This window comes from Sporobacter termitidis DSM 10068 (assembly GCF_900130065.1).
GTDB lineage: Bacteria > Bacillota > Clostridia > Oscillospirales > Oscillospiraceae > Sporobacter > Sporobacter termitidis.
In genome coordinates, this window is the sequence record NZ_FQXV01000002.1 from 306,383 (window position 1) to 333,163 (window position 26,781).

Below are 26,781 nucleotides of genomic sequence, written 5' to 3' on the forward strand. Positions count from 1 at the left end.
TTTCTCTGCGCCGCTTTCCCCTGTCTTTACACAGTCCCTCGATACTACTTCAATCCAGTATATGCCGGGGACGCTGTTTTTGTTTTTATTTATAGCCGTCGAGCCGGACCTCCCAGCCTGTTTCGGAGCGCCTGCCCGGATATTTTTGGCGCCGGTGGGCGGCAAAGAACCGCAGCTGCCGGAGCTCCTCGCCGCTGAACGTGCCGAACAGCGCCTCCAGCTCGTCGCCCCAGAAGCAGATGTCCAGCACCTCGGCCCAGTCCCGCAGGCTGCAAATATTCCGGCGGGCCAGCGCGATTTTGTCGGACGCATGCCGGCAGGCGGTGAGCTCGTCGATCAGTGCGCGCAGCTTTTCATCGTCCATGAGCGCCCCGTCGATATAGGTGACGGCCGGCTTTTTCTCGTCTTTTTCCCTGTACAGCGGCGGAAAGAGGTGCTCCAGCCGCCGGAGCGGGAGCATCGGCCCGACACGGTCATACAGCGCCGCGGCTGTCTCCGCCAGATACGCCTTTGCCGGGGCGCCGTCAATGCTCAGGATGACACAAAGCTCCGAGACGGCGGCGGCAAGCCTTGGCGGCGCCGTATCCGCCGTCCATGCCCCGAACAGCGCCAGCAGGCCGGTCCGGTCTTTGTCCGTTATATCGAGAGAAAAAACGTCGCCGCCAAGGAGCGTCAAGGCGAGGGCGTTCGACGAAACCGCCTCATAGATGCTCAGAAGGTTTTCCTCAAAGTCCGGCGAGACGCTCCGCAGGAGGCGCGTCACCGTCTCCGCGTCAAACCGGGCGCAGAAGTCATTTTCGATACCAAGGCGGCGGAGGTATTCATTGATATAATCGATGCCCAGGAGCGCCTCGTCCACGGGCTGCGCCAGAGGGTAGTCCAGCATACACGGAATGTCATGGGCGAAGTGATGGTAATGATAGCGCCTGAAAAAATCCCCAAGCGCGCGAAGCGTCTCGCGGTAAGCGCCGTTTTCCACCGCCGTCGCCGTCCGGAGCGCCGTCTCAAGAAGCGTTTTGCCTTCCGCGACCTGCGCCTCAACCGCCCGGAGCCCCGACTTGAACAGCGCGTCGTAATCGTCGTTCAGGAGATGCGCCTTGACGGCCTCCGGCCCGATATCACCCAAGCCGTGCCGGAGGACGAACCCGGCGCTGTTTAAAAGCTCCCGCGCCGTTTCGGCCCGCACGGAGCTGCTGCCGCCCATTGTATAGCTCTCCGCCCGCTTTGCCAGGACGTCCCACAGCTTGCCCTGGATCGTCAGGGCCTCGGCGGGAGACAGGAGGCTTTCCAGCTTCCGCTCCGACAGGATGGAGAGAAAATTTTCTTCATTTGTTTCCATAATAACCTCGTCATAGAATCTCCGCCGCGCTAAAATAATCGCCCGTCGCCGTCTGTTTCGTAGCCGTAGCGGGTGTTGCGGCAGAGGTCCTCCAGCGTCGTGCCGCTGAGATACTCCAGCGAGCCCTGGCAGATCGTGTCGAAATGGCGGCGCATGATTTTGATCAGCTCGTCGTCAGGGATGCGGTCCTCCGACTCGTTTTTAAAATAATAAAAGGAGTCCACCAGCTCGAGGATCGTCTCCTCGTAGTTTTCCTGGTAAATAAACGGCGAGTCACAGAATTCCCCGATCAGCATCCTCATGATCCCGTGACCGAACTCCACGCGCCCCGTGGCCTCGATCGCCTCGAACCGCTTTTCCACAATGTCCGCGATCTGTTTATCCGAAAGCGACAGGCCGTACCGGCCGGTCAGGGCGTTCGTCTGCCGGAGCTCCTCGGCGGCGCCGAGGCGGCTGGACTTTATCAGGGCCTTTTCAAAGTCATCGTCCATTAAATTCACCTCACCATGACTATAGCCGCGGCCGGCCATCATAACAAGACTTGAAATTTCTTCAATTTTGTGGTAATATACAAGCAGAAAAGAGGCACGGTTATTGACATTGTACGGGGGGCGTGTTACACTACATTCACATATCTCTGTGAGGGAGTAGTCGGCGCTTTATCGCGTTTCAAGTCAACAGACATGGCGGTTTTGGCCGCCTGGCTTGAATGAAATGACCAGACTCATGGATAGGAAAAACCTATCCATGAGTTTTTTAATGTTTTAGGAATACTATTTATATATAGAGGACTGAGGAGGATGCACTTGAAATACTACTGCGACGACATTGACAATGTGCTTTCGACGGTGGGCGGCACGTCGTCCGGCCTGACGGAAGGCGAGGCGGCAAATCGGCTGGCATCAAACGGCAAAAACAAGCTGGCCGAGGGAAAAAAGGACTCCCTCGCCAAGCGTTTTGCCGCGCAGCTGGCCGACCCGATGATCATTATCCTGCTGGTGGCCGCCATCGTCTCCGGCGTGACGTCCTATTTTTCAGGAGAGAGCATTGCCGACGTCTTTATTATTCTTTTCGTCGTCATCGTCAATTCCATCCTGGGGGTTTATCAGGAAAATAAAGCTGAAAAGGCCATTGAGGCGCTGCAGCAGATGGCCGCCGCCACCACCAAGGTCCTGAGGGACGGCAAAATCGCCATCGTCAAAAGCGAGGACCTGGTGGTGGGCGACGTGGTGCTCCTGGAGGCCGGGGACGCCGTGCCGGCGGACGGGCGGGTTCTGGAAAGCGCCAGCCTGCAGATCGAGGAAGCCCCGCTCACCGGCGAGAGCGTGCCGGTCAGCAAATACCCCGAGGCCATCGGCCTCGGGGATCAGAGCGACGTGCCGCTGGGCGACCGGAAAAACATGGTTTACATGGGCAGCACCGTCGTTTACGGCCGCGGCTCGGCCGTCATCACGGGCACCGGCATGGATACGGAAATGGGCAAGATCGCCGACGCCCTGACGCAAGCCAAGGAGGGGCAGACGCCGCTGCAGATGCAGCTGTCCCAGCTGAGCAAAATACTGACCTATCTTGTTCTCGGGATCTGCGCCGTTATCTTTGCCGTGGGCGCCCTCCGTGAGGGAAGCTTCAACGGGCCGATGCTGCTGGATACCTTTATGGTGGCCGTATCGCTGGCCGTGGCGGCCATACCCGAGGGGCTCGTGGCTGTGGTAACGATCGTTTTGTCCGTGGGCGTGACGAACATGAGCCGGAAGAACGCCATCATCCGGCGCCTGACCGCCGTGGAAACACTGGGCTGCGCCCAGATCATCTGCTCGGATAAGACGGGCACCCTGACGCAGAACAAGATGACGGTCGTCGACGACTTTACACCCGACACAGCGCTCCTCGCCACCGCCATGGCGCTGTGCAGCGACGCCGAGCTGAACGAGGACGGCAGCGTCACCGGAGAGCCCACGGAGGCGGCGCTGGTGGCCTGGGCCAACAAGCTGGGCCTCAGCAAGGACCAGCTCCGCATCGATGCTCCGCGCGTCGGCGAAGCGCCCTTCGACTCAATGCGAAAGATGATGAGCACCGTCCATCTCCACTCGGACGGCAGCGTTATCCAGTATACCAAAGGCGCGCCGGACGAGGTGCTGAAAAAATGCACGCACATCCTCAAGGACGGCCAGGTCCACCCGCTGACCGAGGCGGCCAGGGAGGAAGTACTCGCGGCCAACAAGAATATGGCCGACCGCGCCCTGCGGGTGCTCGCGGCGGCGAAAAGGACGTATGCGGCGCAGCCCGAGTCCTTCGAGCCGGACGCGTTGGAGCGGGACCTGTGCCTCATCGGCCTTACGGGCATGATCGACCCGGTGCGGCCCGAGGTCAAGGCCGCCATCGACAAGTGCCGCACCGCCGGCATCCGCCCGATCATGATCACCGGCGACCATATCGACACGGCAATCGCCATCGCCACCGAGCTCGGCATCCTGACGGAGGACACCACCGCCATGCCCGGCAGCGCGTTGAACGACATGAGCGACGAGGAATTCGAGCGGCAGTTCCGCCAGATTTCCGTGTACGCCCGCGTCCAGCCGGAGCATAAGGTGCGGATCGTCAACGCCTGGCGGAAGGCCGGCTACGTCACGGCCATGACGGGCGACGGCGTTAACGACGCGCCCAGCATCAAGTCCGCGGATATCGGCGTGGGCATGGGCATCACCGGCACCGACGTCACAAAGAACGTGGCGGACATGGTGCTGGCCGACGACAATTTCGCCACCATCGTCAGCGCCGTTGAGGAAGGCCGGCGGATTTATGACAACATCCGCAAGGTCATCCAGTTCCTTTTGAGCTCCAATATGAGCGAGGTCATCAGCATCTTTACCGCGACGCTTTTGGGCTTTACCATTCTCCGGCCGGTGCATCTGCTCTGGATCAATCTTGTCACGGACAGCATCCCGGCAATGGCTCTTGGACTTGAAAAAGCCGAGCCCAATCTCATGGAGCGTTCGGCCCGCTCGCCGAAGGACGGTATCTTTGCCGGCGGTATGGGCGTTGACATTGCCTATCAGGGCATTATGGTGACCCTGCTGACGCTTGCCGCTTATTTCATCGGTCACTTTATGGAGGCCGGCGTCTGGGAAATCACCAACAGCGCCGACGGTATGACAATGGCCTTCCTGACGATGAGCATGGCGGAGGTTTTCCACAGTCTCAATATGCGCTCCCGCCGCGGCAGTATCTTTACACTCAAAACGACGAACCTGATTTTAAACTTGGCGGCCGTGGCCAGCCTGGCCTTGACCACGCTCGTGATCTATGTGCCGTTCCTGGCGGAAGCGTTCTCCTTTGAGCACATCAGCTTCAGCGAATACGCCGTGGCTCTCGTGCTGGCCGTCTGCGTCATCCCGATTGTCGAGCTCGTCAAGCTCCTTCAGCGAAGAGCGGGGACGCGCGCCTGACCCATCCGATATAAAAACGGGCTGTCTGAATTTTAACTTCAGGCAGCCCGTTTCAGGCTGTCGATAAAGCCCAAAGGGCTTTATCGACATGGGGCTGCATGCAGCGCGCTCAGCCGCGTGCTGCATGAGAAGAGTCCCTCCGGAGGCGCATGTCCTCCTGCGTGACAATTTATGAATTTATTTGCCGCTCCGGCGGCAAACTCTGCGAGGCTTCCCCCTCTGTATGCAGCTTTTTCGACAAGCTGAACGGGCTGTCTGAATTTTAACTTCAGGCAGCCCGTTTTTTGGTATTAAAAATTTTTCTCCGACCCTATTGACATTCCGCTATTTTCGTGTATTATTGTATTAAGCGCTTAATACAATAATACAGGCGGTGATCTCATGAATTGGACCTTCGATACCGACCGGCCGATTTATCTGCAGCTGAAGGAGCAGATTCTGCTTCTCATCGTTTCGGGATCATATCCGGCGGGCTCAAAGCTGCCCGCGGTCCGGGACATGGCGGCGGAGGCGGCGGTCAACCCCAACACGCTACAGAAAGCGCTTTCTGAGCTGGAACGGGACGGCCTGGTCTACACGCAGAGGACGAGCGGAAGATTTGTGACGGAGGATGACAACATGATTCAGCAGGCAAAAAAAGATCTGGCATATGAGCAGATCGAGCTGTTCCTGAAGAAAATGGCCGGCCTCGGCTACACCAAGGAAGAAACGCTCGCGCTCATCAATAACCTGGTAAAGGAGTGATACGCGGTGGCTATCTTTGAATGCAGCGGACTCACAAAAACGTATGGCGCCAAAAAAGCCCTGTCGAATGTGAACCTGAGCGTCGAAAAGGGCCGCATCATCGGCCTTCTGGGTCCCAACGGCAGCGGAAAAAGCACGCTCCTCAAGCTCTGCAACGGCCTCTTGACGCCGACGGCAGGCACGCTCACCATCGGCGGCAGCGCGCCGGGAATCCAAACAAAGCAGATTGTCTCCTATCTTCCGGAGCACACCTATCTTGCCGACTGGATGAAAGTCTCCGACGTTTTGAATTTCTTCAGCGATTTCTATAAGGATTTCAGCGTGCCGAAGGCGGAGGAAATGCTGACCAACCTGAAGATCGGCAAAACGGAACAGCTGAAAACGCTGTCCAAGGGCACGAAGGAAAAAGTCCAGCTGATCCTCGTCATGGCGCGGCAGGCGCAGCTCTACCTGCTCGACGAGCCGATCGGCGGCGTCGACCCCGCGGCCCGGGACTACATCCTGAATACAATTATCAAAAACTACAATCCGGAGGCCAGCGTGGTTATCTCAACGCACCTCATCGCGGACATTGAGCGGGTGCTCGACGACGTTATCTTCCTCAAGGACGGCGAGGTCGTCCTGACCTCTTCGGTGGACGATATCCGCGAGGAGAAAGGCGTCTCGGTGGATGCGCTCTTCAGGGAGGTATTCAAATGCTAGGCAAGCTCATGAAATACGAGTTCAAGGCGATGGGACGGATTTTCCTCCCGCTGTTCGGCGCGCTCCTGGTGGCCTCCGCCATCAACAGGCTCTTTATCGCGCTTGATTTCACGATCCCCAAGGTTATCGGCACAACGATCTCCAGCTCGCTGATCGTCGCTGTTATCGTCGTCGCCCTGATCCTCACGATCCAGCGCTTTTACCGGAATCTCCTCAGCCGGGAGGGCTATCTGATGTTCACGCTCCCCGTCAGGACTGACAGCCTGGTTTGGAGCAAGCTGCTGGTGGCCGCGGTCTGGATGATCGTCAGCCTTATCGTCGTCATGCTGGCCATTGCCATCATGGCGGCAACGGGCGATACCTTTACCAGCATGATGGCGTCGCTGAAAGAGTTTTTCAGGAGCCTTTCCCAGGCGGGATTTTCCGGGATTCTCATCGGCATCGAGTGCGTCCTCCTGGCCATCGGCGGGCTTTTCAGCGGCATCCTGACGCTTTACGCCTGCATCGCGCTGAGCCTGTTCGTGGGCAAGCACCGCGTCGGCTTCGCCTTTTTGATGTTCATCGTCATCAACATCATCGGCCAGACGATCCTCGGCATCCTGGCTGTTTCCGTGGATTTAGACAGCCTCACCGCGCTGGTGGACAACATGTCCGGCTTCGGCCAGGTCCAGACGGTATTGGGCCTTTGCTTCCTCTTTGAGCTCATCGCCGGCGGCATCTTCTACGTCGTCACGCGGCTCATGCTGAAATATAAGCTGAATCTGGAATAAGCCGCGTGCTTTCTTCCGACCTGAAAAAACTTGCTGCCGCCAGACGCGGCGGCAAGTTTTTTCTGTTTCTTTACTTTTCCTCATAATTACTGTACTATATGTAGAGGCAATTATTTGAAAAATACAGAACTTTTAGCAGATATGATCGTCAGATAGATAAGATCATGATCGGAGGTCAGATTATGAAAAAACACTTTCTTCGGGTTTTCGTTTTCGTTCTCATTATTTCCCTGACGGCCGGCTTCCTGCCGGTCGTGGCATCCGCTGCCGACAACGAGCTTGTGCTGACAAAAATCGGCCATATGGACACCAATACGGTATCGATCAGCAACGCTTCCACAAGAGCTGTGACACTGACTGTTCCATACCTTTATTCCGAGAGCACGGTAGACTTACGGACAGGTCTCATTTACGACATGGCATCAACCATCAGCGACGTCATTACCGACTTCAATTCGGGCTCTGTCGCCCAGGTCGACGGCTCTTCGGGCGTTAATATGACGGTTACATATTACAGGAACGGGAACGCGACGCCATATACGACCACGTATACCATCAAAATCGTGAGAACGGCAAAAGCCGACCCCACCTTTTCGGGCACGATCGCGAAATCGGTGACGGGCGTCATGCCGAACTCGACAACGGACGATATCTCGTTTACGGCCGCCGATTTTACGAGCGCGACGCTGTTTAACCCCCATGACGGCGGCACGATGACAGGCATTTCGATTTCCGGCAGCAACACGAGCTGCGGCAATCTGAATTACGGCGGCGACCTGTATGCCGGTCAATTTATTGCCTTGGCCGACCTTAGCAGACTCTCCTTTGACGCCCTGGACGGCGGTACCGTGACGTATTCCGTCACCGCGTACACCGGGGAAGACCGGACGCCCGCGACGGGTACCGTTCTGCTGAAGATCACCGTCAACGAGACCGCCGTGCCGTCGATCATCGGAAGCCTTTCAAAATCGGTCGGCGTCGGCTCCAGCCTCACGTTTTCCGCCGGCGATTTCAGCAGCCTGTGCAATCTGAACAGCGGCACCCTCACCAAAATCGAGATTACGCCCACAAACAGCGCGTACGGCACCTGGTACAAGAGCTCCGGCGCCTTCACCTCCGCCACGCAGGTCGATGCCGGGGCTATAGGGACGCTTTCCTTCAAGGGTACCGCCGCCGGCCAGGCGACGTTTACCTGGAAAGCCTCAAACGAGGCTGGCTGGTCGGCCGCCGGCGGCGGTATCATCACCGTCGGAACCGTCTCGGCGCCCACCATCACGGCGCAGGTTGTCAAAACGGTGAGCGCCGGCAATACGCTGTCCTTCAGCCTCAGCGATTTCCGCAGCTGCTACAACCTGAACAACGGCACGCTGTCAAATATTGTCGTCACGCCCACAAACACCGGGTACGGCACCTGGTACAAAGGCGCCAGCACGTTCACCGGCGCCACGTCGTTTAACGCCAGCGACATAGGGACCTTATCCTTCAAAGGCACCGCCGCCGGCCAGGCGACATTCAAATGGACGGTGTCGAACGAAAAGGGGACCTCGGCGGCCGGAAGCGGCAGCATCCTGGTCGACGCAACCACAAATCTGGTCTCCTACACCACCGCGCAGAACACGCCCAAGGCGCTCTCCGACACCGATTTCAATGCCGTCTGCTTAAGCACGACCGGATTTGCCCTGTCTTACCTTGACATCAACTCGCCGTCCTCCTCCTACGGCAGGCTTTATTACGGCTATGCCTCCGCGTCGAGCCCCGGCACCGCCGTTACCTCCACGGCGCGGTACTACGTCAACAGCAGCCCCTATATCTCGAGCCTGACGTTTGTCCCGGCCTCCGGCTTTACCGGGACCGTCACCATCCCCTATACCGGCACGGCCCTCAGTAATCAGCAGTATTCCGGCTCGCTCAGGATCACCATCGGCACCGCCGGCGACATTTCCTATTCTATCGCCAAAAATACGCCGAAGACGTTCTCTCCGGCCGACTTCAATGCCGTCTGCACGACTGTGACCGGCGACGCCCTGAGCTCCATCTCTATCAACTCGCCGTCCACTTCCTACGGCAGGCTTTACTCCGGGTACTCCTCCGCATCGAATCCCGGCACTGCCGTCACCTCCACGAAGCAGTTCTACGTCAGCAGCAGTCCCTATATCTCCAGCCTGACGTTCGTCCCCGCATCCAACTACACCGGGACCGTGTCGATCCCCTACACCGGCGTCAATGTGAACGGCACGTCGTACGGCGGTACGCTTAAGATCACCGTCGGCAGTGCGGGCGATGTGACCTACACCGTCGCCAAGAATACGCCGAAGGCGTTCGCCGCAGCCGATTTCAATACCGTCTGCACAAGCGCGACCGGGTACGCCCTTTCCTATCTGGATATCAACGCACCGTCCTCCTCTTACGGAAGGCTTTACACCGGCTATTCCTCCGCGTCGAGCCCCGGCACCGCCGTCACCTCCACGACACGGTTCTATCTCAGCAGCTCCCCCGCGATCTCCAGCCTGACATTTGTCCCCGCGTCCAACTACACCGGGACCGTGTCGATCCCCTACACCGGCGTCAATATTAACGGCATATCCTACAGCGGCACGCTCAGGATCACCGTTGGCAGTACCGCCGCAGTGACGTATACCATCGTCAAAAACATGCCGAAACAGCTTACCGCAGCCGATTTCAACACCGCAAGCGTCAACACGACCGGCTACGCCCTGAGCTCCATTTCCATCGCCGCGCCTTCCTCCTCCTATGGGAAGCTCTACTATAACTACGCCTCCGCGGCAAACCCCGGCACGGCGATCACCGCGGCGACGACCTTTTACGCAAACAGCTCGCCGTACCTGTCCAGCCTGACATTTGTGCCGGCCAATAACTATACCGGCACCGTCACCATCAGCTATACGGGCGTCAACTCGAACAACGTGACCTTCACCGGATCGCTCGTCATCACTGTGACGAGCTCGGTCACCGATATTTCCTATACGACAGACGAGAACTCCGCCGTCAAATTCTCGGCTTCGGACTTTAACACCGTCTGCAAAAACGCCACGGGCCTCAATTTGGACCATGTGACCTTCACGCTCCCGGCATCGGCCTACGGCACTCTCTATTATAGCTACTCCACGACCACGCATGCCGGCACTGCGGTATCGGCAAGCACCCTGTATTACGCCAGCACGACGCCGTCCGTCGACAGCATCACCTTTGTCCCGGCGGCCAACTACGCCGGCACCGTCACGATCACCTATACGGGAACCGCTTCCGGCGGGGGCACCTATACCGGCAAGGTGAACGTCAAGGTCAACCAGAAAGCGGGCTCCCGCTATTTCACCGATGTCGGAACGTCGTATGACTGGGCGGCAGGGGCCATCGACTATATGTACGAGGCCGGCGTCACCACGGGAACGGGCGGCTCTCAGTACGGACCGGGCACAAGCATTGCCCGAGGCGACTTTGTCCTGATGCTTTACAGGGCCCTCGGTTTTTCCGGCAGCACGAGCAGCAACTTCTCCGACGTGCCGAAGGGCAGCTATTACTATGATGCGATCGCCGCCGCCAAAGCCCTGGGGATCGCCCAAGGCAGCGGCGACAGGTTCTACCCCACCACCGCGCTGACCCGGCAGGACGCCATGGCGCTTATCTACAGAACGCTTCAGCTCACCGGCGTCAACCTTTCCACCGGAACAAGCAGCGATATTTCCGGCTTCACCGACAAAGGCCAAATCTCCAGCTATGCGCTCACCGCGGTCCAGACCCTTGTCAAAGCCGGCATCATCACGGGAAGCGATTCCAACAAGATCAATCCGGCAGGCAACCTCAGCCGGGCGGAAATGGCCGTTATTTTATACCGGGTCATGACAAAATATTAAGTTTAAACCCACAAGGGCAGGCAGCGTTTACGGCGCTGCCTGCCCTTTTTTTGCCCATCTTTTAAAAATTACTTTGACAGGCAGAACAATCTATGCTATGATTGCTCCATCAGATAGAACTCTATCAGATTGTGTACTGTCTGACAGAGCACCATCTAATAGAGTACCGGCCAGACAAAGGAGGTATACGATTGATCAGCAGCGATATCATCCGCGGGCATCTGGATGCCATTATCCTGCGCCTCATTTACGAGAAAGACCGCTATGGCTACGAAATTGCCAAGGAAGTCGAAGCCAGGACGGGCGGCGACTTCAAAATCAAGGAGGCGACACTGTACGCGGTGTTTCAGCGCCTGGAGAAAAAGGACCTGATCGAATCCTACCAGGGCAGCATATCCCACGGGGGACAGCGGCGTTATTACACGATCACATCACTGGGCCGCGCGTATTTAAGCGAGGAGCTCCGGGAGTGGCGAAAAACGAAAGAAATCATTGATACTTTATTGGAGGGGCTGCAATGAGCAGAATCGAAGAGCACGTACACAGAATATTCCGGCAAATACCCGACAGCGAGCGCAAAACCCAACTCACCAAGGAGATCATTCAGGACCTTGAGGAAAAGGTGGCCGACCTTATGTCCGCCGGCAAGACGGAGGAGGACGCGGTCAACAAGGCCATCATCGATTTTGGAGATATCGACGATCTGAAGGCCGAGCTGATGCCGGCCGTCAAAAGGCATCGGGAACACGGGCTGAGCCTTGCTTATTCCATCGCCGGCAGTATTCTCATCATCCTGCTCGTCGTCTTCGCCAACTTTTATTACACGCCGGGAGTCATCTGGTGCGTCTACCCGATTTTCGCCGTCCTCTGGTGGCCGCTCAGCATGCTGTATCTCTATCTCAAAAGACGATAACCGTATCGTCACATTACGGAGGCCGAAATGAACATGTCACAAACGAACAAGCACCGGTTTGACGCCGGTTTCGCCGTGGCCGGCGCCCTCATGACGATCGTCTTTTTCGCGATCGTCAACATCATCACGAGCCGCGGGTATCTTTGGTTTATCTATCCTTCCTTCGCCGTCCTCTGGTGGCCGGTCTCGGTGATTTTCGCGCGGGGCCGCCCCAGGATATTCTCCGTCGTCTGCAGCGTCATGACGCTTTTATTTCTCGCCCTGATCAATCTTATGTTTTCGCCGTTTTATCTCTGGGTGCTGTACGCCGCCTTCCCCCTTTTGTGCTGGCCTGTCATCGTCTGCCTCGGAAAACGGGCCGGGCGTCTGCCGGCGGCAATGTCTATAAGCCTTCTCGTGATCGCCTACTATATTCTTCTGAACATTTTTTATTCTCCCGGGTTTCCGTGGTTTATCTTTCCCACGTACGCCGTGCTGTGGTGGCCGCTGGCGGTGGCCTTTGCCAAAAAGAGAAGGCCGATGCTCTTTTCTCTTTCCGCCGTGCTGTGGAGCAGCCTGTTTTTCATCGTGCTCAACACCGTGACGACGCCCCATGAGATCTGGGCTGTTTATCCGATTTTCGCGCTTCTCTGGTGGCCTTTGTCCGTCTTCTGCTTCGTCTATAAAAAGAGGCCTGCCGTCTGATAACGGCAGGCCGCAGGCTGGCGATAAAGCCCTCCGGGCTTTATCGCCAAGGGGATGCATGCAGCGCGCTCAGCCGCGCGCCGCATGAGAAGTGTCACTCCGGAGGCGCATGTCGTCCTCCTGCGTGACAAATGTTGAATTTATTTGCCGCTCCGGCGGCAAACTCTGCGAGGCTTTGCCCCTTATATGTAGGTTTTTGACAAACAAAGGGCCTGCCGTTATCAGACGGCAGGCCCTTTGTTTTGCGTGCTATTTGTTGGCCGGTTTATGGCTTTCCGATAACTTTTTTATCAGCGTGTCGACGCCGGTAAAGGGCATAGCGCACGTCTTGTTTTCGCAGAGATAAAAGCTCGTCTTCTTACCCATCACGAGATACGTCTTGGCAAAGGGCGCGATTTCGTCCAAAAGCGCCTCATTGTCCTTCGTTTTGACCAGGACGGACGTGTTCGGGAGAAAAACACGCGACAGCGCCTTTCGGATGTCTTTCACCTCGTCGTCGGAAGGCGCGGCGCACACGACCTCCCTGGATGGATAAAGCGCCGTCATCGCCGCCGTCAGCCCAAAACAGTGGGCGGCGGGATATTCCTTGATCGACGACGCCAAAAAGCTGAGCTGACGCTTGGCGCGCTCCTCCCACTTTATCTCGGCGGTCAGCCTCGACAGCTTTCCGAGCACCCAGGCGACCACGGAATTGCCGGACGGCAGCGCGCCGTCGTACGTCTCCTTGGGGCGGACCGGCAGCGCCTCGGCGTCCGCGGCGTAAAGATAAAAGCCGCCGGCCTCTTTGTCTTCAAAGAGCGCGCACAACATCTCGGCAAAATTGAGCGCCGTTTTCAGGTGCGCGGCGTCAAACGTCGCTTCGTATAGCGCCAAGAATGCCCACGCGGTGTAGGCGTAATCCTCCAGATACCCCGTGCCCGCCGCCTCGCCGTCCCGGCAGCGGACATACAGCCGGCCGTCCGGCCTTGTCAGCCTGTCCAGCAAAAATGCCGCGGCCCGCTCCGCGGAAAGCCGGTGGTCCTCGTCGCCGAGCGCCTGATAGGCCTTGGCATAGGCGGCGATCATGAGCGCGTTCCAGGCGGTGAGGATTTTCGTATCCTTGAAAAGCGCCGTCCTTTCCAGCCGGTAATCGTAGATTTTCGGGATCAGCCCGTCGATCCTGGCGTCGGGCGTGCCGAAGGCCGGATTGGTCAGGAGATTCGGGATACTGCCGCCCTCAAAATTGCCCGCTTCCGTGATGCTAAAATAATCACATAAATACTTCCCGTCGTCGTTGCCCAATACGGCGGTGACGGTTTCCGGCCGGAGTACATAATATTTCCCCTCCCCGCCCTCGCTGTCGGCATCCTGCGCGCTGTAAAAAGCCCCGTTTTCATCGGTCATCTCGCGCCGGATGTATAAAAGCGTCTTCTCGACCACGCGCCTGTAAAATTCGTCCCCCGTCAGCTGATAGGCTTCGAGATAGGCGATGGTCAGAAGCGCGTTGTCGTACAGCATCTTCTCAAAATGCGGCACAAGCCACTTTTCGTCGGTGGAATACCGCGAGAAGCCATACCCGATATGGTCGAACAGGCCGCCCCGGTACATCTGGCGGAGCGTCGTCGAAACCATTTCCAGCGCTTCCTCCCGGCGCTCAAGCGCGGCATAGCGCAAAAGGAACATGAGGTTATGCGGCGTCGGGAATTTTGGCGCGTATCCGAATCCGCCGTACTCCGGGTCGAAGCTCCGGTGAAATGCTTCAAAGGCCGTATGGAAATCGCCGGCCGTGACCAGCTCCTCTGCCCTGAACTCCGCCCGCCGCAGCCGCCGCAAAAGCTCATCCCCCTGATGGAGGAGTTTTTTCCTGTTTGTTTTCCACAGCTTAGCGACAGTCGACAAAACCTCCAGCAGCCCGTTCATCCCGCGCTGCGAGGTTTTCGGGAAATACGTCCCGGCAAAAAACGCGCGCTTATCCGGCGTGAGAAAAACCGTCAGCGGCCAGCCTCCGGACCCCGTGAGCGCCTGGCACACCTGCATGTAAACAGCGTCCACGTCCGGCCGCTCCTCCCGGTCCACCTTGACAGCCACGAAATTCCCATTCAGATACGCCGCGACCTCCGCGTCCTCAAACGACTCCCGCTCCATCACATGGCACCAGTGACAGGTGGAATAGCCGATAGACAGAAAGACAGGCTTGTCTTCCTGTCTTGCTTTCTCAAACGCTTCATCGCCCCAGGGGTACCAATCAACGGGGTTGTAGGCATGCTGGAGGAGGTAGGGCGATTTCTCATGAATTAATCTATTGGGTTTTCTCTTGTCGGTCAACGGGTATCACCGCCTTTTTATTCTGCTAAATTATGTCTGGAGTATCCTATACAATACGCCTAACGAAAAGCTATATATGTTAACAGCATCTCCATCCCTGAAGTAATTTATCCAAAGAGGCATCATCCCAGAGAATTTTTTAATCATTAATGTGTGCTATCTTATGTGTTTTGAGAAACTGGTCATTATCTCGATGATTCGCTAAGCAGGACGACAGGGTGACGATTTGAGGGTCGCATCTCACCAACCGGGACGCACATCAAACCAGCCCCTTGATTTTGTCTTTTCCTCCTCTATGCCGTTGAGTATCCACGCACGTCCATCTCTCACATATGTAAGAACCAAGTGCGTCGAAACATTATCTGATTTGGAGCCAACAGTTACCTCCATTTTCCACGGCAAAACCGAGCTGACATACGCTGGATTATTCTTAATGTAATTAATTCTATCAGTTGTTAATGACAGCCAAGAAGCGGATTTATATGTCTCATGATAGAGTACTTCCTCTTTATTCTCAGAACTTGCAAGTTCCTCAAAGAACTGCTTGTGGTGATCCATAACAATCGAGGAACTTTTGATTGTCCCAAGAATTATAAGAATTATAGCGACCAATAATGTCATACCGAGGATGGCTAATCCGTTACGTGAAAAGCCATAGATTTTTTTGAAAGGCACACTGTTATTCTCGTTGTCGCTTCGCTTTGGCAGATTACAAATAAGCAGAAAAAGTAAAACAATTGACGGAAGATAAACAAAAAGCATCATCCATGCGGAAGTGTTTTCCATAAGCTCGTAGTAACTAAAAACATTTTCTACAAAAAACCATAGCCCAAGGAAAGTAATATTAAGAACCCGAAAAAGCGCTTTCTGATACTTTATATTCATTATTCTGTCTGACTCGAGTTTTAACGAGGCTATTAGGATTGGAAGCGCAACGATGTATCCAATCATTATGGGAGGCAGCTTGTTCAGAAAGTTATCCATTGACAGCCCCTTCGCTTACATATCTTTATTTCCGCTTTGCAACCGCCTCGGCGTTGCTTGATTGAATCTGACCACATATTACTATAAATGTGCCGAAAATGCCAATAAAAAGCATAGGCATAGGCCTCTGCGTAATGATTATCGATCATAGTGCATGTAAGAGAGTCCTTAAGCATTGAACATACTATGATTTTAATGGTTTATTTTACGGACTTGACACCAGTGACAGGTGGAATAACCGATAGATAAAAAACAGGCTTGTCCTCCTGATATGCCCGTTCAAACGCCGCCTCCCCCAAGGGTACCAGTCACGGGGTTGTGTGCGTGATTTTAAACCGGACTATCTCAAATTAAAGCAATAGTCGGCAAGTCAAAACAAAACACCGGGCCTGCTTATCAGAGAACATAAACTGGGTTCTCTGATAAGCAGGCCCGGAAAATTCTCGGGTATCGCCGCCGTGCTCTGCCGTCCTGGCACTGCGGCATAGGCTTCTAGCGCTGGTCGCTGATGGACGCGTTGCTGTTGTTGTCGGCCAAATCGGTTAACGGATCGTAGGGCGGCCCGGTAACCGTCCCCACCAGCAGCGCGATATCGACCGCATTTTCCGGGCTGCCCCAGGAATTACCCGAAAGGACAACGACCGCTCTGTCTACCACGAATCCGCGCGTGTTATAAACCACGTTGTCCACAATATAGCCGGTTGCGTTCGGATTCAGATAGGCGGCCTGCCTCAGCGAATAAAAAATGTTGTTTTGCGCGATCAGGTTCGTCATATTGTTTGCCTGCGTGAGAAATCCGCGGTTTACTACCCAATCGGTCGACGGTCCCGCCTGCGGCGGCCCAAAGATCACGTTGTCGACCAGCTTGTGATTGGTGCCGCCCAGCTGTATAAACTCTACGGCATACGGATTATTGCTGGTGATCGTCAGCCCCTCGATGGTGACGCCGTTTCCGGTAACCAGGAACGGAATGACCGCAGCCTGCAGCTGTATCAGCGTATTGGGATATCCTTTAATCGTCACTCCCGCTTTATTGACGGCTATTGACGCCGTGACAGGATACGTTCCGCCGAGTACATGGACGGTCCCTGTCGGCGATACAGCCGTCACGCCCTGTTGTATCGTGCCAAACGGGCTGGCTTGTGTGCCGTCTCCCCCAACCGCTCCGGCCTGAACAAAAACCTCAAACGGATTGGGTTCAAACGTGCCTGTCGGGCCGGTCGCGCCCGTGGGACCGGTATCACCCGTTGGTCCTGTACTGCCTGTTGGGCCGGTTTCTCCTGTCGGGCCCGTATCGCCCGTGGGTCCTGTGGGTCCCGTTGGACCAGTGGGACCAGTTGGCCCTGGCGGGCCGGTGTCGCCGCCTTCCGGACCCGGCGCGCCCGTGGGTCCCGTGTCACCCGTCGGGCCGGTGGCACCCGTTGGCCCTGTCGGGCCGGTTGGGCCGGTATCCCCCGTCGGGCCGGCGCCTGTGATGTCATCCTGGATGACGACAAGCGTCGCTTTAACCGGGACGTCTGTCCCGTAGAAAACAGGGGCCGTGCTTGTGTTTACCAGCGAGACGGTCACAGGAGCGGCAACAGCCTCAATAACCCCTACCCCCACGACCCCTCCGGTCTTAATAGGAGAATTGCCTTCCAGCAGATCTCCCTGAGAAGACGACAGCGTGAATGTCGCGCCATTCGTCGACGCGGAGGACTGTGTCGTGACGATCCAGTTAAAGACGTACCTGCCGGCCTCATTAAAAGTTATGATGCCCGTGGTACTGTCATAGCTGATATTGCCTGCGGAATAGACGATCGTATCAAAGATAACATTGCCTGCGGCGGGTACCGTTCCGGAGGTCAGGCGCTCAATTTGCAATGCGATATCACTCATGATAAACCTCCTCTTAACATCAAAACCCCGCTAAATCAGCATATGTTTTTAAGCATCGCAGTGTTCACATATAAAAATGGTGCGCAGCACCCTGCGCACCATTTCCGGACACCTTATTATTATTTGACGGCGACCAGCTCATAATCCCGGGTACCCAGACCGATTTTCTCGGCGTGCTCCAGGCAGGTGCGCCACTCGGATTCGGGCGAGGAATTGGTGAAATGATCGTGATGGTCGACAAAATCGATTTTCGCCATATTGTCGGACAGCTGGCTGCCCGGAAGCGGCGCGGCCTTCAGGCAGGCGTCCGCACAGGCCTGATCCAGCGCCAGCGGGTCAAAGGACGCGAACATCCCCTGATCGGGCAGGATGGGCGCGTCGTTTTCTCCCCGGCAGTCGCAGTTGGGGGACACGTCCACCACCAGGGAGATGTGGAAGCTGGGCCGGCCGTCCACCACCGCTTTGGTGTATTCCGCCATGCGGCAGTTCAGCAGCGCGTTGGCCGCGTCGTTGTCAAACTCAATCGCGTCGAAATTGCAGGAGCCCAGGCAGCGCCCGCAGCCGACGCAGTTTTCGGCATTGACCGTCATCTTTTTGGCGGCATTGTCAAACATCAGGGCGTTATTGGCGCATTCCTTCTGACATTTGCGGCAACCGCGGCACAGCTCCGGATCTATGTGCGGCTTGCCGTTTGAGTGCTGATCCTTTTTTCCGGCGCGGGAGCCGCAGCCCATGCCGATATTTTTGATAGCGCCGCCAAAGCCGGTCATCTCATGCCCCTTGAAATGGGTCAGGCTGATGAACACATCCGCATCCATGATGGCTCTGCCGATCTTGGCCTCCTTTACGTATTCGCCGCCAGCAACGGGTACCGCAATATCGTCGGTGCCCTTCAGCCCGTCGCCGATCAGTATGGGACAGCCCACCGTCAGCGGCGTAAACCCGTTTTCCCACGCACATTCCAAATGCTCCAGGGCATTTTTCCGGCTGCCGGGATACATGGTGTTGCAGTCGGTCAGAAAAGGCTTGCCGCCCAGCTCCTTTACCACGTCGGCCACGGCTCTGGCATAGTTGGGGCGAAGGTAGCTGACGTTGCCCAGCTCGCCAAAATGCAGCTTGATGGCGACGAATTTGCCGTCTATGTCGATCTGCCCGATGCCGGCCTTTTTGATCAGCTTCTTCAGCTTGGCGGGCAGTCCGTCTCCGAAGGATTCCGTGCGGAAATCCGTAAAATAAACCTTTGCTTTCTCCATAGTTCGCTCACTCCTGTTTTGAAATCACTGTTTGCCTGGAAATGTCGGCGCGGTGCGCCGCGCTTATCCGGAAAACGCAGAGCGCACCATGTCCAACAGGATTATACCTGTTAGAGTGAACTTTAAGTCAAGAGCAAAAACGCAAAAAACATAACCCGCCGCCAGAGATACGACAAGGGAGCCCCGCGCGCGGGACTCCCTTGTTCGCTGCTGTGTTGTTATTTTTTATGTATTGATCGCGGCACGGCCCGAAACATAATCGTAACGCGGCTTTTGCACGGACCGGAATTCAAGGGCCAGGCTTGTCATGACGCTCCGGAACTTCGCGTCCGACAGGATGATTCTGAGCTGTTCTCTCCAATGCAGGCCGCGGACCTTGCCGAAGCTGTCCCGCGTCAGGAGATACTCGTAGTATTTTATATGACTTAAGGAAAAGGGAATGATCCGGGCATCCCTGTTCTTCTTCTGATATTTGAGCGCGTTGTCTCTGACGCGGTCGTCGAGAAGCTCCCAGAAGGCATTGTATTCCGACGATACGGTCAGCGCATACGAATGCACATCCTCCCAGACAGTTATGGATTGCAAAACAAGGTTGGCAATGGTTTCGAGCAATTGACATTTGTTCATCAAAATACAACCACCTTATATGATCGCACATATCTTGAATCATTCTTCAATTTGAATATACCTTCAAATTATTAATTTGTCTATACCAAATGTGGAAAATTTTCAAAAAAAATATCAAAATATTGATTCGCTCCAAAAAAGCTCGCTGTTCAGCGGGCTTTTGTTTTAAATTTCCCTATGGTAATATGAGATAAAATTGACGTAATTTTACCTGGAGGCGATAGCAATGAGCGGGCGGGACAAGATTTTTGACGTTTTAAATGCACTTCATATCGATTATCAGGTGACGACGCATCCGGCGTGTTCACAATCGAGGAAATCGACGCGCTGGGCCTGGATGTAAAGAGGCGACATCTGCAAAAATCTGTTTTTGAGGGACGCGAAGGGGACGCGCCATTTTCTTGTGGTTCTGAAAAAAGATAAAAAGGCCGATCTCAAGTCCCTTCAGCGCCAGCTGGGCACCTCCCGCCTGGGCTTTGCCTCGGAGGAACGGCTCTATAAATATCTGCGCCTTACCCCCGGCGAGGTGACCCCTCTGGCTGTCGCCAATGACACCGGACATGAGGTCGAGGTCGTCTTTGACGCGGACCTTGCCGGCAAAGACCGTATCGGCGTCCACCCGAACGACAATACGGCCACCGTCTGGCTGACCTTTGAAGCACTGGAAAAATATGTGGCGCATTACGGCAGCATCGTACATTTCGCCGATATTTGAAAAGAGAGAAATCGGTCGTATTTATGAATATTTATTTAATCCGGCACGGTGAAAGCACGGCAGGCCGGGAGGATGCCGCGCGCGTTCTGACCAAAAAAGGCAGCCGCCATAAACCAAGCTCATGGGAAAACGGCTAAAAAAGCACGCGATCTCGAGCGCCTGGAGGGCAAAGATATAGCGCGAGCCGTTCGGCTGGCAAATGTAGTGAATAAATATTTATTGGCCGGGCCTTGTATCCGCCGCAGCCTCCGGGAGATCGATACCGGCTCCTTTCACGGCGTCCCGGACGTCAGCGGCACATTTTATCTCCATACCGTCAGCGGTCACGCGCATCCGGAAGAATTAAACTGCTCATAATATGTATGAATATTCACTTTCAAGGCCGGTATGCGGAAAATATTTATTTTGCTGTTAAATTATTTGACAATTCCTGACGATATATATTTATGCGGCTGTTTTTCGGGTGAATAAATTTCCTGCAATCGCGCAAAACTCAGACATCGCCTTTTTTCCTGCAAGAATATTAAACATAAAACGCTTTTTGGTACAGTCAAACTTTATGATGTTTGATGGATTGATTTTTACGATATGCAGGAGTACAGTTACCCCATCAGAAAGGGCGCGTAATATGATCGGACTTGGCGTCGGCATAGTTTCAGGCTGCATTCAGTTCTGGCTGCTGACTAAATTTACCACGGGTATTACGACAGGCAAATTAAGCGCGAAAAGCCTTTTTTTCGGCCTGCTCCAGTTTGTCCTGCCCATGGGCGTGCTGGTTGCCATGGCGTTTATCAAACGGTCGGATCTCTTGTGGACGGCTGTGGGAATTGTTGGTTCCCTTATAATTTGCGCGGTTTCAAAATTTGTGATCAATACGCGCAGGACGAGAGGACGCGAGGATAAGAATGTCTGATATCATCGTCATTGTTGCTGCGGCTTTATTAACCGTCGCGGGTTTTTGCTGGCGGAAAATCGCCTGTGCGAAACTAAAAGGTATTGAAAAACCCACAAAAAAAGAAAAGCGCGGCAGAAAATATTCCACGTGGCTTATTGTGCTGGGGCTTTATGTCTTAGTCACCCAGCTCATCCAGCTTATCTTCGGCAAACCGAAATCGGGTATGATCGAGGTTTCCATCGCCACCGATCGGGTGAACTTTTTCGGACTGAATATCAGCACGTCGGTTCTGTACTCCTGGGGAATCATGGCTATCCTCGTGGTCGTCGCCATTATCCTGCGCCTCACGCTGATCCCGCGTTTGAAAGACGTGCCCACAGGGACGCAGAACGTCCTTGAAATCGCGATCGAAACGATCTTGAAGTATACGCACAGCACGGCGCACAGCCTTGGCGAATTTATGGCCTCTTATGTTTTCACCATCGCGATTTTTCTGGTGGGCTGTGCCTTTACGGAGCTTTTCGGGCTCAGGACGCCGGCATCGGATATTACGCTGACGGCGGCGCTGGCCATCCTCACGTTCTTCTTCATCAACTTTTACGGTTTTAAAAAGAAAGGGCTCGGCGGCAGGCTGAAATCGCTGGCGCAGCCGACGCCTATTGTCTTCCCGATACGCATTTTGACAGACCTCGCGGTCCCTGTTTCCTTGGCCAGCCGTCTGTTCGGCAACATGCTCGGCGGTCTTGTCGTCATGGATCTGCTCTATATGGCCCTCGGAAATCGCGCCATAGGCATCCCCAGTGTCGCCGGCCTATATTTCAATGTATTCCACCCCTTGATCCAGGCGTTTATCTTTGTCACGTTGACATTAACCTTTATAAACGAAGCCACAGAATAAGAACAGGAGGAAATTATTATGTTCGCAATGATGCCAATTGGTGTAGGAATCTGTCTCCTTACCGCAGCTCTGTCGGGTCTTGGAATGGGCCTGGCTACGGGAAAGGCCGTTGAAGGCGTGGCCCGCCAGCCCGAAGCGTCGGGTAAAATCAACGCATTGCTGCTGCTTGGTCTGGCTCTTACCGAATCCTGTGCCATTTACGGATTTGTCACCGGCCTGATCATGCTCTTCTCGCTCAAATAATTCAAAGAGAGGTACCTATGGATGGAGAATCTGGTCCCTTCCGACATCCTGATTCACATCATCAATATCCTTGTCCTCTTTGTACTGCTCAGAGTTATTCTCTTTAAACCAGTCACTAAATTTCTTGCGGCGCGCACAGAGCGCATTGCCGGCGAGCTGAAGGACGCCGAGGCGAAAAATGCCGAGGCGCTTGAAATGAAGGCGGCTTATGAGAAGCGTATCGAGACGTATGAAGAAGAGGGCCATGAGATCATCCGCGCCAGCCAGGTAAAGGCTTCCGAGGAAGCGACGGCGATCGTCAAAGACGCCAGAGGCCAGGCTGAAAAAATCATCGCGGACGCGCACCAGAGGATTGCGGGCGAAAAAGCGCAGGCAGTCGCCGAGGCACGTACGGAAGTGGCTCTGCTCGCGACCGAGATCGCCGCGCGCATCCTAAAGCGCGAGGTCAGCGCCGTCGATAACAAGGCCGTTGCGGAAGATTTCTTCCGCGAGGTGAAGTAATCATGGATAAACCTGTATTGATAATCGCCGCGCCATATGACGATGCGACGGTTAAGGCGATACGCGACGGCTTTTCCAAGCAGCTCGGCAGAGAGCTGGACTTCGAGATCGTCGAAGACAATAAAATCATCGGTGGATTTATAGCGATCATTGACGGTAAGGTCTACGACGCGAGCTTTTCGTCGCGTCTTTACGAGATCAGCCGGCAATTGACTGAATGAGGTGGATTGATGGTTGAATCTTCATTTGCAACCGTCGGCGCATTTTTAAAGCAGCGTGTCACGGCCGCTGAACCGGACACGGCAGTTTACGAATACGGCGAGGTAGAAAGCTTCAGTGACAATATCGTCCAGATCAAAGGCCTGTCCAAATGCCGCTACGGCGAGCTTTTGGATTTTGACGGCGGCGCCGTCGGCCTGACCCTGGATCTTCATCTCGGCGGTGTCGGCGCGGCGCTGCTGGGCGGAAAGGTCTCGACCTCCAGCGTCGTGCGCCCCACGGGACGCGTGGCTGAGGTTGCGGTGGGACCGGAGCTCCTGGGCCGCGTCGTCGACCCGATCGGCCGTCCGCTGGACGGCAAGGGCGAGATAGCAAGTACGAAATTCCGGCCCATCGAATCACCGGCGCCCACAATCATGCAGCGCGCCGGCGTCGATACGGCCCTTGAGACAGGTATTCTTTCGATCGACAGCATGATCCCGATCGGCCGGGGCCAGCGTGAGCTCATTATCGGCGACCGTCAGACCGGCAAGACGTCTATCGCGCTGTCGGCAATCATGAACCAGAAGGGGCGCGGCGTCTACTGCGTCTACTGTGCCATTGGCCAGAAGGCGTCCACGGTGTCGAGCCTCGTGCATCAGCTGGAGGTCGCCGGCGCGCTGGAGAACACCGTCATCGTCGCCGCGTTCAGCAGCGACGCCGCCGCCATGCAGTATATCGCGCCGTACGCCGCCTGCAGCATTGCCGAAGAATTTATGTATGCCGGCAAGGATGTGCTCGTAGTCTACGACGACCTCAGCAAGCACGCCGTGGCTTACAGGGCCATGTCCCTTCTGCTCCGCCGTCCTTCGGGCCGCGAGGCTTATCCCGGCGACGTCTTCTATCTGCACAGCCGTCTTTTGGAGCGTTCGGCAAAGCTGAACGACGAACTGGGCGGCGGCTCTCTGACGGCCCTTCCGATCGTCGAGACAATGGCTGGCGATATCTCCGCATATATCCCCACAAACGTCATTTCCATCACGGACGGCCAGATTTATCTGGAAACGGAGCTCTTCAACGCCGGCATGCGCCCGGCCATCAACGTGGGCCTCTCGGTTTCCCGCGTCGGCCGGTCGGCACAGTCCAAGGCCATGCGCGCCGTCTCCGGCAGTCTGCGCCTTGACGTTTCCCAGTACCGTGAGATGGCTGTCTTTACTCAGTTCGGCGCCGATATCGACGCCGCGACGGCCGCCATGCTCAAAAACGGCGAGCGTCTTATGGAGCTGTTAAAGCAGCACCAGGATCAGCTCTTCTCCCTGTCTGAGCAGGTATCCATTCTGCTGGCCGTCTCCAACGGCGTCTTTACGCGCTATGAAAAGCGCGGCGTGGATGACGCGCGGGCGGCGCTCCTGAAATATCTGCATGAAAACGCCGAATCGGTGATGCACAGCATCGATACGACAGGCAAGCTGTCGGACGAAGATAAGGCGGATCTGATCCGCTGGTTTGAACGCTTCGCGGCGGAAAGCGGGGAGAGCAATGGCGAGCGCAACTGAGATCCGCCACCATATCGCCGCCGTTGAGCAAACGCAAAAGATAACCGGCGCGATGGAAATGGTCTCGTCGACGCGCATCAAGCGGGTCATGACCCATATCGAGCAGAACAGGCGCTATTTCGACAACGTTCAGCGCACCATGCGAGAAATCCTTGCCTCGGCAAACGACATCACACACCCGTATTTGCAGGATGTGCCGCCGGACAGCCACTGCACGTTTATCGTCATCTCAGGCGATAAGGGCCTCTGCGGGTCCTATAACCACAACGTGCTGCAGCTGGCGTACGATAAGATCATCGACCGCCCGAAGCATTCGATCATGACGATCGGCAACACGGCGGAGGATTTTTTCCGTTCCAAGGGCATGCCGCCGGATATCACGGTTTTAGGCATCGCGCAGGACCCCGCGCTGTCGCGGGCCCGCATCCTCATCCGCGATATCATGAATATGTATGACAGCGGCGAGACCTCAGAAATACAGATCGTCTACACTTCATTTTATGGTGAGACGAAAAACAAGCCGATCGTCCGCCGTCTTCTCCCGATCCGGCTCGACGACTATATGGAGATCCGGGATGCCGAGCAGCTCAGAGAGGTCATTTTCCATCCCTCGGCGCAGGAGGTCTTTGACCTTCTCGTGCCGCAGTATATCCTGGGCCTGCTGTTCGGAATGATGGTGCAGGCTTACGCCGGCGAGCATTTTGCGCGGATGACCGCCATGCATAACTCGACGACGAATGCAACGGACATGCTCAAGGGCCTCCGGACAAAATACAACATGGCACGCCAGAGCGCCATCACCAACGAGATCGCTGAGATCACAGGCGCTGCTGAGATCCTTAGAGGAGGAGACAGGTAGATATGGCGAGTAATAATACCGGATTGCTTATCAGAATAAGCGGACCTGTTCTAGACGTGCGTTTCGATAACGCCGAGAGCGAGCCGCAGATCAACGACCTTCTGATAACCTCTGACGGCCGACACATGGAGGTTGCCGCCAATGTTTCACCGGGCGTCGTCCGGTGTGTCGCGCTGGAAGCCACGGATGGCCTCAGCTGCGGCATTGAAGTCACGAACACCGGTCACGGCATCAGGGTGCCTGTCGGCAAGGAAGTCCTCGGCCGCGTCGTGGACGTCCTTGGCCGCCCCATCGACAACGGCCCTCCTATCGAAGCCGAGCAGCAATGGGATATCCACAGGAGCGCCCCCGCGTTCACAAACCTCACCCCGGTCACGGAATTTTTTGAGACGGGCATCAAGGTTATCGACCTGATCACCCCCTATTCAAAGGGCGGAAAGATCGGCCTGTTCGGCGGCGCCGGCGTCGGCAAAACCGTTCTGATCATGGAGCTCATCTACAATATCGCCACGATGCACGGCGGCTTTTCGGTTTTCGCCGGCGTCGGCGAGCGCAGCCGTGAGGGCAACGAGCTGATCCACGATATGATAGATTCCGGGGCTATCAGCAAAACGGCCCTTGCCTTCGGCCAGATGAACGAGCCCCCCGGCTCCCGTATGCGCATCGGCCTGACGGGCCTCACCATGGCGGAATACTTCCGCGACGAGATGAGCCGCGACGTGCTGCTGTTTATCGACAACATCTTCCGTTACGTCCAGGCCGGCAACGAGGTTTCGGCGCTTTTGGGCCGTATGCCCTCGGCCGTCGGTTATCAGCCGACGCTGGCCAACGAACTGGGCAATCTGGAGGAACGCATTGTATCCACCAAAAACGGGTCGATCACCTCGGTGCAGGCGATTTACGTCCCCGCCGACGACCTGACGGACCCCGCCCCGGCCACCATCTTCACGCATCTGGACGCCACGACCGTTCTCTCGCGTTCGATCGTTGAAATCGGCATATATCCAGCCGTCAGCCCGCTGGAATCCTCTTCGAGAATTCTTGACCCGGCGATCGTGGGCCAGGCGCACTACAACGCGGCGCAAGGCGTTATTACCTGTCTCAACCGCTACCGCGAGCTCCGGGATATCATCGCCATTCTGGGCATGGAAGAGCTCTCCGAGGAAGACCGCAAGACGGTTTACAGGGCGCGCCGCATCCAGCAGTTCATGTCGCAGCCGTTCAACGTTGCCGAGCAGTTTACGGGCAACAAGGGTAAATACGTGTCGATTGCCGATACGATCCGCTCTGTTGAAGCGATTCTGGGCGGGGAGGCCGACAGCTATCCCGAGACGGCCTTTACCATGGTCGGCAATATCGACGATGTTTACAACAAAGCCAAGGATATGAAGGTATAGGCC

At 55.8% G+C, this 26,781-nt stretch carries 24 protein-coding genes and 1 pseudogene; 17 read left to right on the plus strand and 8 right to left on the minus strand.

The genetic code is table 11. The annotated features are described in order from the left end of the window. Positions 1–85: 85 nt before the first annotated feature. Both BUB60_RS04935 and BUB60_RS04940 read right to left on the minus strand, forming a co-directional pair. The gene (locus BUB60_RS04935; protein WP_073076542.1) at positions 86–1,339 is read right to left on the minus strand and encodes a DUF6179 domain-containing protein; all 1,254 of its coding nucleotides are present in this window, start codon (positions 1,337–1,339) and stop codon (positions 86–88) included. 29 nt (positions 1,340–1,368) lie between these two features. Next, the gene (locus tag BUB60_RS04940) at positions 1,369–1,830 is read right to left on the minus strand and encodes a DUF6323 family protein (protein ID WP_073076543.1); all 462 of its coding nucleotides are present in this window, start codon (positions 1,828–1,830) and stop codon (positions 1,369–1,371) included. Between the two features lie 315 nt (positions 1,831–2,145). Between BUB60_RS04940 and BUB60_RS04945 the strand changes: the two genes are divergently transcribed. The 8 genes from BUB60_RS04945 to BUB60_RS04980 all read left to right on the plus strand — a co-directional run bounded on the left by BUB60_RS04945 (position 2,146) and on the right by BUB60_RS04980 (position 12,470). Further along, the gene (locus BUB60_RS04945) at positions 2,146–4,785 is read left to right on the plus strand and encodes a cation-translocating P-type ATPase (protein ID WP_242941154.1); all 2,640 of its coding nucleotides are present in this window, start codon (positions 2,146–2,148) and stop codon (positions 4,783–4,785) included. A 381-nt stretch (positions 4,786–5,166) separates the two neighbouring features. After that, positions 5,167–5,529, plus strand: coding sequence for a GntR family transcriptional regulator (locus BUB60_RS04950; RefSeq protein WP_073076545.1), 363 nt, complete (start codon positions 5,167–5,169; stop codon positions 5,527–5,529). Between the two features lie 6 nt (positions 5,530–5,535). Further along, the gene (locus BUB60_RS04955; protein ID WP_073076546.1) at positions 5,536–6,231 is read left to right on the plus strand and encodes an ABC transporter ATP-binding protein; all 696 of its coding nucleotides are present in this window, start codon (positions 5,536–5,538) and stop codon (positions 6,229–6,231) included. After that, the gene (locus BUB60_RS04960; RefSeq protein WP_073076547.1) at positions 6,225–7,001 is read left to right on the plus strand and encodes a hypothetical protein; all 777 of its coding nucleotides are present in this window, start codon (positions 6,225–6,227) and stop codon (positions 6,999–7,001) included. Before BUB60_RS04955 ends, BUB60_RS04960 begins: the two co-directional genes overlap by 7 nt. Before the next feature lie 182 nt (positions 7,002–7,183). Continuing rightward, positions 7,184–10,873 carry a beta strand repeat-containing protein gene (locus BUB60_RS04965; RefSeq protein WP_073076548.1) on the plus strand — a complete coding sequence of 1,230 codons (3,690 nt, stop codon included), beginning with the start codon at positions 7,184–7,186 and terminating at the stop codon, positions 10,871–10,873. Positions 10,874–11,064: 191 nt separating this feature from the next. Further along, on the plus strand, positions 11,065–11,394 hold the full coding sequence (locus BUB60_RS04970) for a PadR family transcriptional regulator (protein ID WP_073076549.1): 330 nt from the start codon (positions 11,065–11,067) through the stop codon (positions 11,392–11,394). Continuing rightward, complete coding sequence (locus BUB60_RS04975) at positions 11,391–11,786, plus strand: permease prefix domain 1-containing protein (protein ID WP_073076550.1); 396 nt, start codon at positions 11,391–11,393, stop codon at positions 11,784–11,786. The genes BUB60_RS04970 and BUB60_RS04975 overlap by 4 nt, the downstream gene beginning before the upstream one ends. Before the next feature lie 27 nt (positions 11,787–11,813). Continuing rightward, positions 11,814–12,470 carry a hypothetical protein gene (locus BUB60_RS04980; RefSeq protein WP_084726250.1) on the plus strand — a complete coding sequence of 219 codons (657 nt, stop codon included), beginning with the start codon at positions 11,814–11,816 and terminating at the stop codon, positions 12,468–12,470. Positions 12,471–12,719: 249 nt separating this feature from the next. Here BUB60_RS04980 and BUB60_RS04985 read toward each other — a convergent pair whose 3' ends face one another. From BUB60_RS04985 to BUB60_RS05010, 6 genes and pseudogenes are all read right to left on the minus strand, one after another. Further along, positions 12,720–14,774, minus strand: a complete 2,055-nt coding sequence (locus tag BUB60_RS04985; RefSeq protein WP_073076551.1) for a thioredoxin domain-containing protein — start codon at positions 14,772–14,774, stop codon at positions 12,720–12,722. Positions 14,775–15,014: 240 nt separating this feature from the next. Beyond that, positions 15,015–15,758, minus strand: coding sequence for a hypothetical protein (locus BUB60_RS04990; protein WP_073076552.1), 744 nt, complete (start codon positions 15,756–15,758; stop codon positions 15,015–15,017). A gap of 210 nt (positions 15,759–15,968) precedes the next feature. Then, a pseudogene (locus BUB60_RS20825) lies at positions 15,969–16,085 on the minus strand (DUF255 domain-containing protein); the annotation flags it as partial. Positions 16,086–16,250: 165 nt separating this feature from the next. Beyond that, positions 16,251–17,636 carry a hypothetical protein gene (locus tag BUB60_RS20080; protein ID WP_242941155.1) on the minus strand — a complete coding sequence of 462 codons (1,386 nt, stop codon included), beginning with the start codon at positions 17,634–17,636 and terminating at the stop codon, positions 16,251–16,253. Between the two features lie 119 nt (positions 17,637–17,755). Continuing rightward, the gene (locus tag BUB60_RS05005; protein WP_073076553.1) at positions 17,756–18,889 is read right to left on the minus strand and encodes a DUF362 domain-containing protein; all 1,134 of its coding nucleotides are present in this window, start codon (positions 18,887–18,889) and stop codon (positions 17,756–17,758) included. Positions 18,890–19,114: 225 nt separating this feature from the next. Continuing rightward, complete coding sequence (locus tag BUB60_RS05010) at positions 19,115–19,519, minus strand: hypothetical protein (protein WP_143162269.1); 405 nt, start codon at positions 19,517–19,519, stop codon at positions 19,115–19,117. 349 nt (positions 19,520–19,868) lie between these two features. Here BUB60_RS05010 and BUB60_RS20590 point away from each other — a divergent pair, with 349 nt between their 5' ends. The 9 genes from BUB60_RS20590 to atpD all read left to right on the plus strand — a co-directional run bounded on the left by BUB60_RS20590 (position 19,869) and on the right by atpD (position 26,778). Further along, positions 19,869–20,231: a YbaK/EbsC family protein gene (locus BUB60_RS20590; RefSeq protein ID WP_084726251.1), complete on the plus strand. Its 363-nt coding sequence runs from the start codon at positions 19,869–19,871 to the stop codon at positions 20,229–20,231. Positions 20,232–20,694: 463 nt separating this feature from the next. After that, complete coding sequence (locus tag BUB60_RS20440; RefSeq protein WP_143162270.1) at positions 20,695–21,144, plus strand: hypothetical protein; 450 nt, start codon at positions 20,695–20,697, stop codon at positions 21,142–21,144. Then, a complete protein-coding gene (locus BUB60_RS05025) occupies positions 21,137–22,024 on the plus strand; it encodes a FoF1 ATP synthase subunit A (protein WP_084726252.1) in 888 nt (295 codons plus the stop codon). The genes BUB60_RS20440 and BUB60_RS05025 overlap by 8 nt, the downstream gene beginning before the upstream one ends. An 18-nt stretch (positions 22,025–22,042) precedes the next feature. Further along, positions 22,043–22,267: an ATP synthase F0 subunit C gene (gene atpE, locus BUB60_RS05030; protein ID WP_073076556.1), complete on the plus strand. Its 225-nt coding sequence runs from the start codon at positions 22,043–22,045 to the stop codon at positions 22,265–22,267. 21 nt (positions 22,268–22,288) lie between these two features. Continuing rightward, positions 22,289–22,768, plus strand: a complete 480-nt coding sequence (gene atpF, locus BUB60_RS05035; RefSeq protein ID WP_073076557.1) for a F0F1 ATP synthase subunit B — start codon at positions 22,289–22,291, stop codon at positions 22,766–22,768. A gap of 2 nt (positions 22,769–22,770) precedes the next feature. Further along, positions 22,771–22,989, plus strand: coding sequence for a F0F1 ATP synthase subunit delta (locus BUB60_RS05040; protein WP_073076558.1), 219 nt, complete (start codon positions 22,771–22,773; stop codon positions 22,987–22,989). A 9-nt stretch (positions 22,990–22,998) separates the two neighbouring features. Further along, positions 22,999–24,522, plus strand: coding sequence for a F0F1 ATP synthase subunit alpha (gene atpA, locus BUB60_RS05045; RefSeq protein ID WP_073076559.1), 1,524 nt, complete (start codon positions 22,999–23,001; stop codon positions 24,520–24,522). Then, positions 24,506–25,381 (plus strand): ATP synthase F1 subunit gamma, encoded by an 876-nt coding sequence (gene atpG, locus BUB60_RS05050; protein WP_073076560.1) that lies wholly within the window; start codon positions 24,506–24,508, stop codon positions 25,379–25,381. Before atpA ends, atpG begins: the two co-directional genes overlap by 17 nt. Positions 25,382–25,383: 2 nt before the next feature. Then, positions 25,384–26,778 (plus strand): F0F1 ATP synthase subunit beta, encoded by a 1,395-nt coding sequence (gene atpD / locus BUB60_RS05055; RefSeq protein ID WP_073076561.1) that lies wholly within the window; start codon positions 25,384–25,386, stop codon positions 26,776–26,778. Positions 26,779–26,781: the final 3 nt, after the last annotated feature.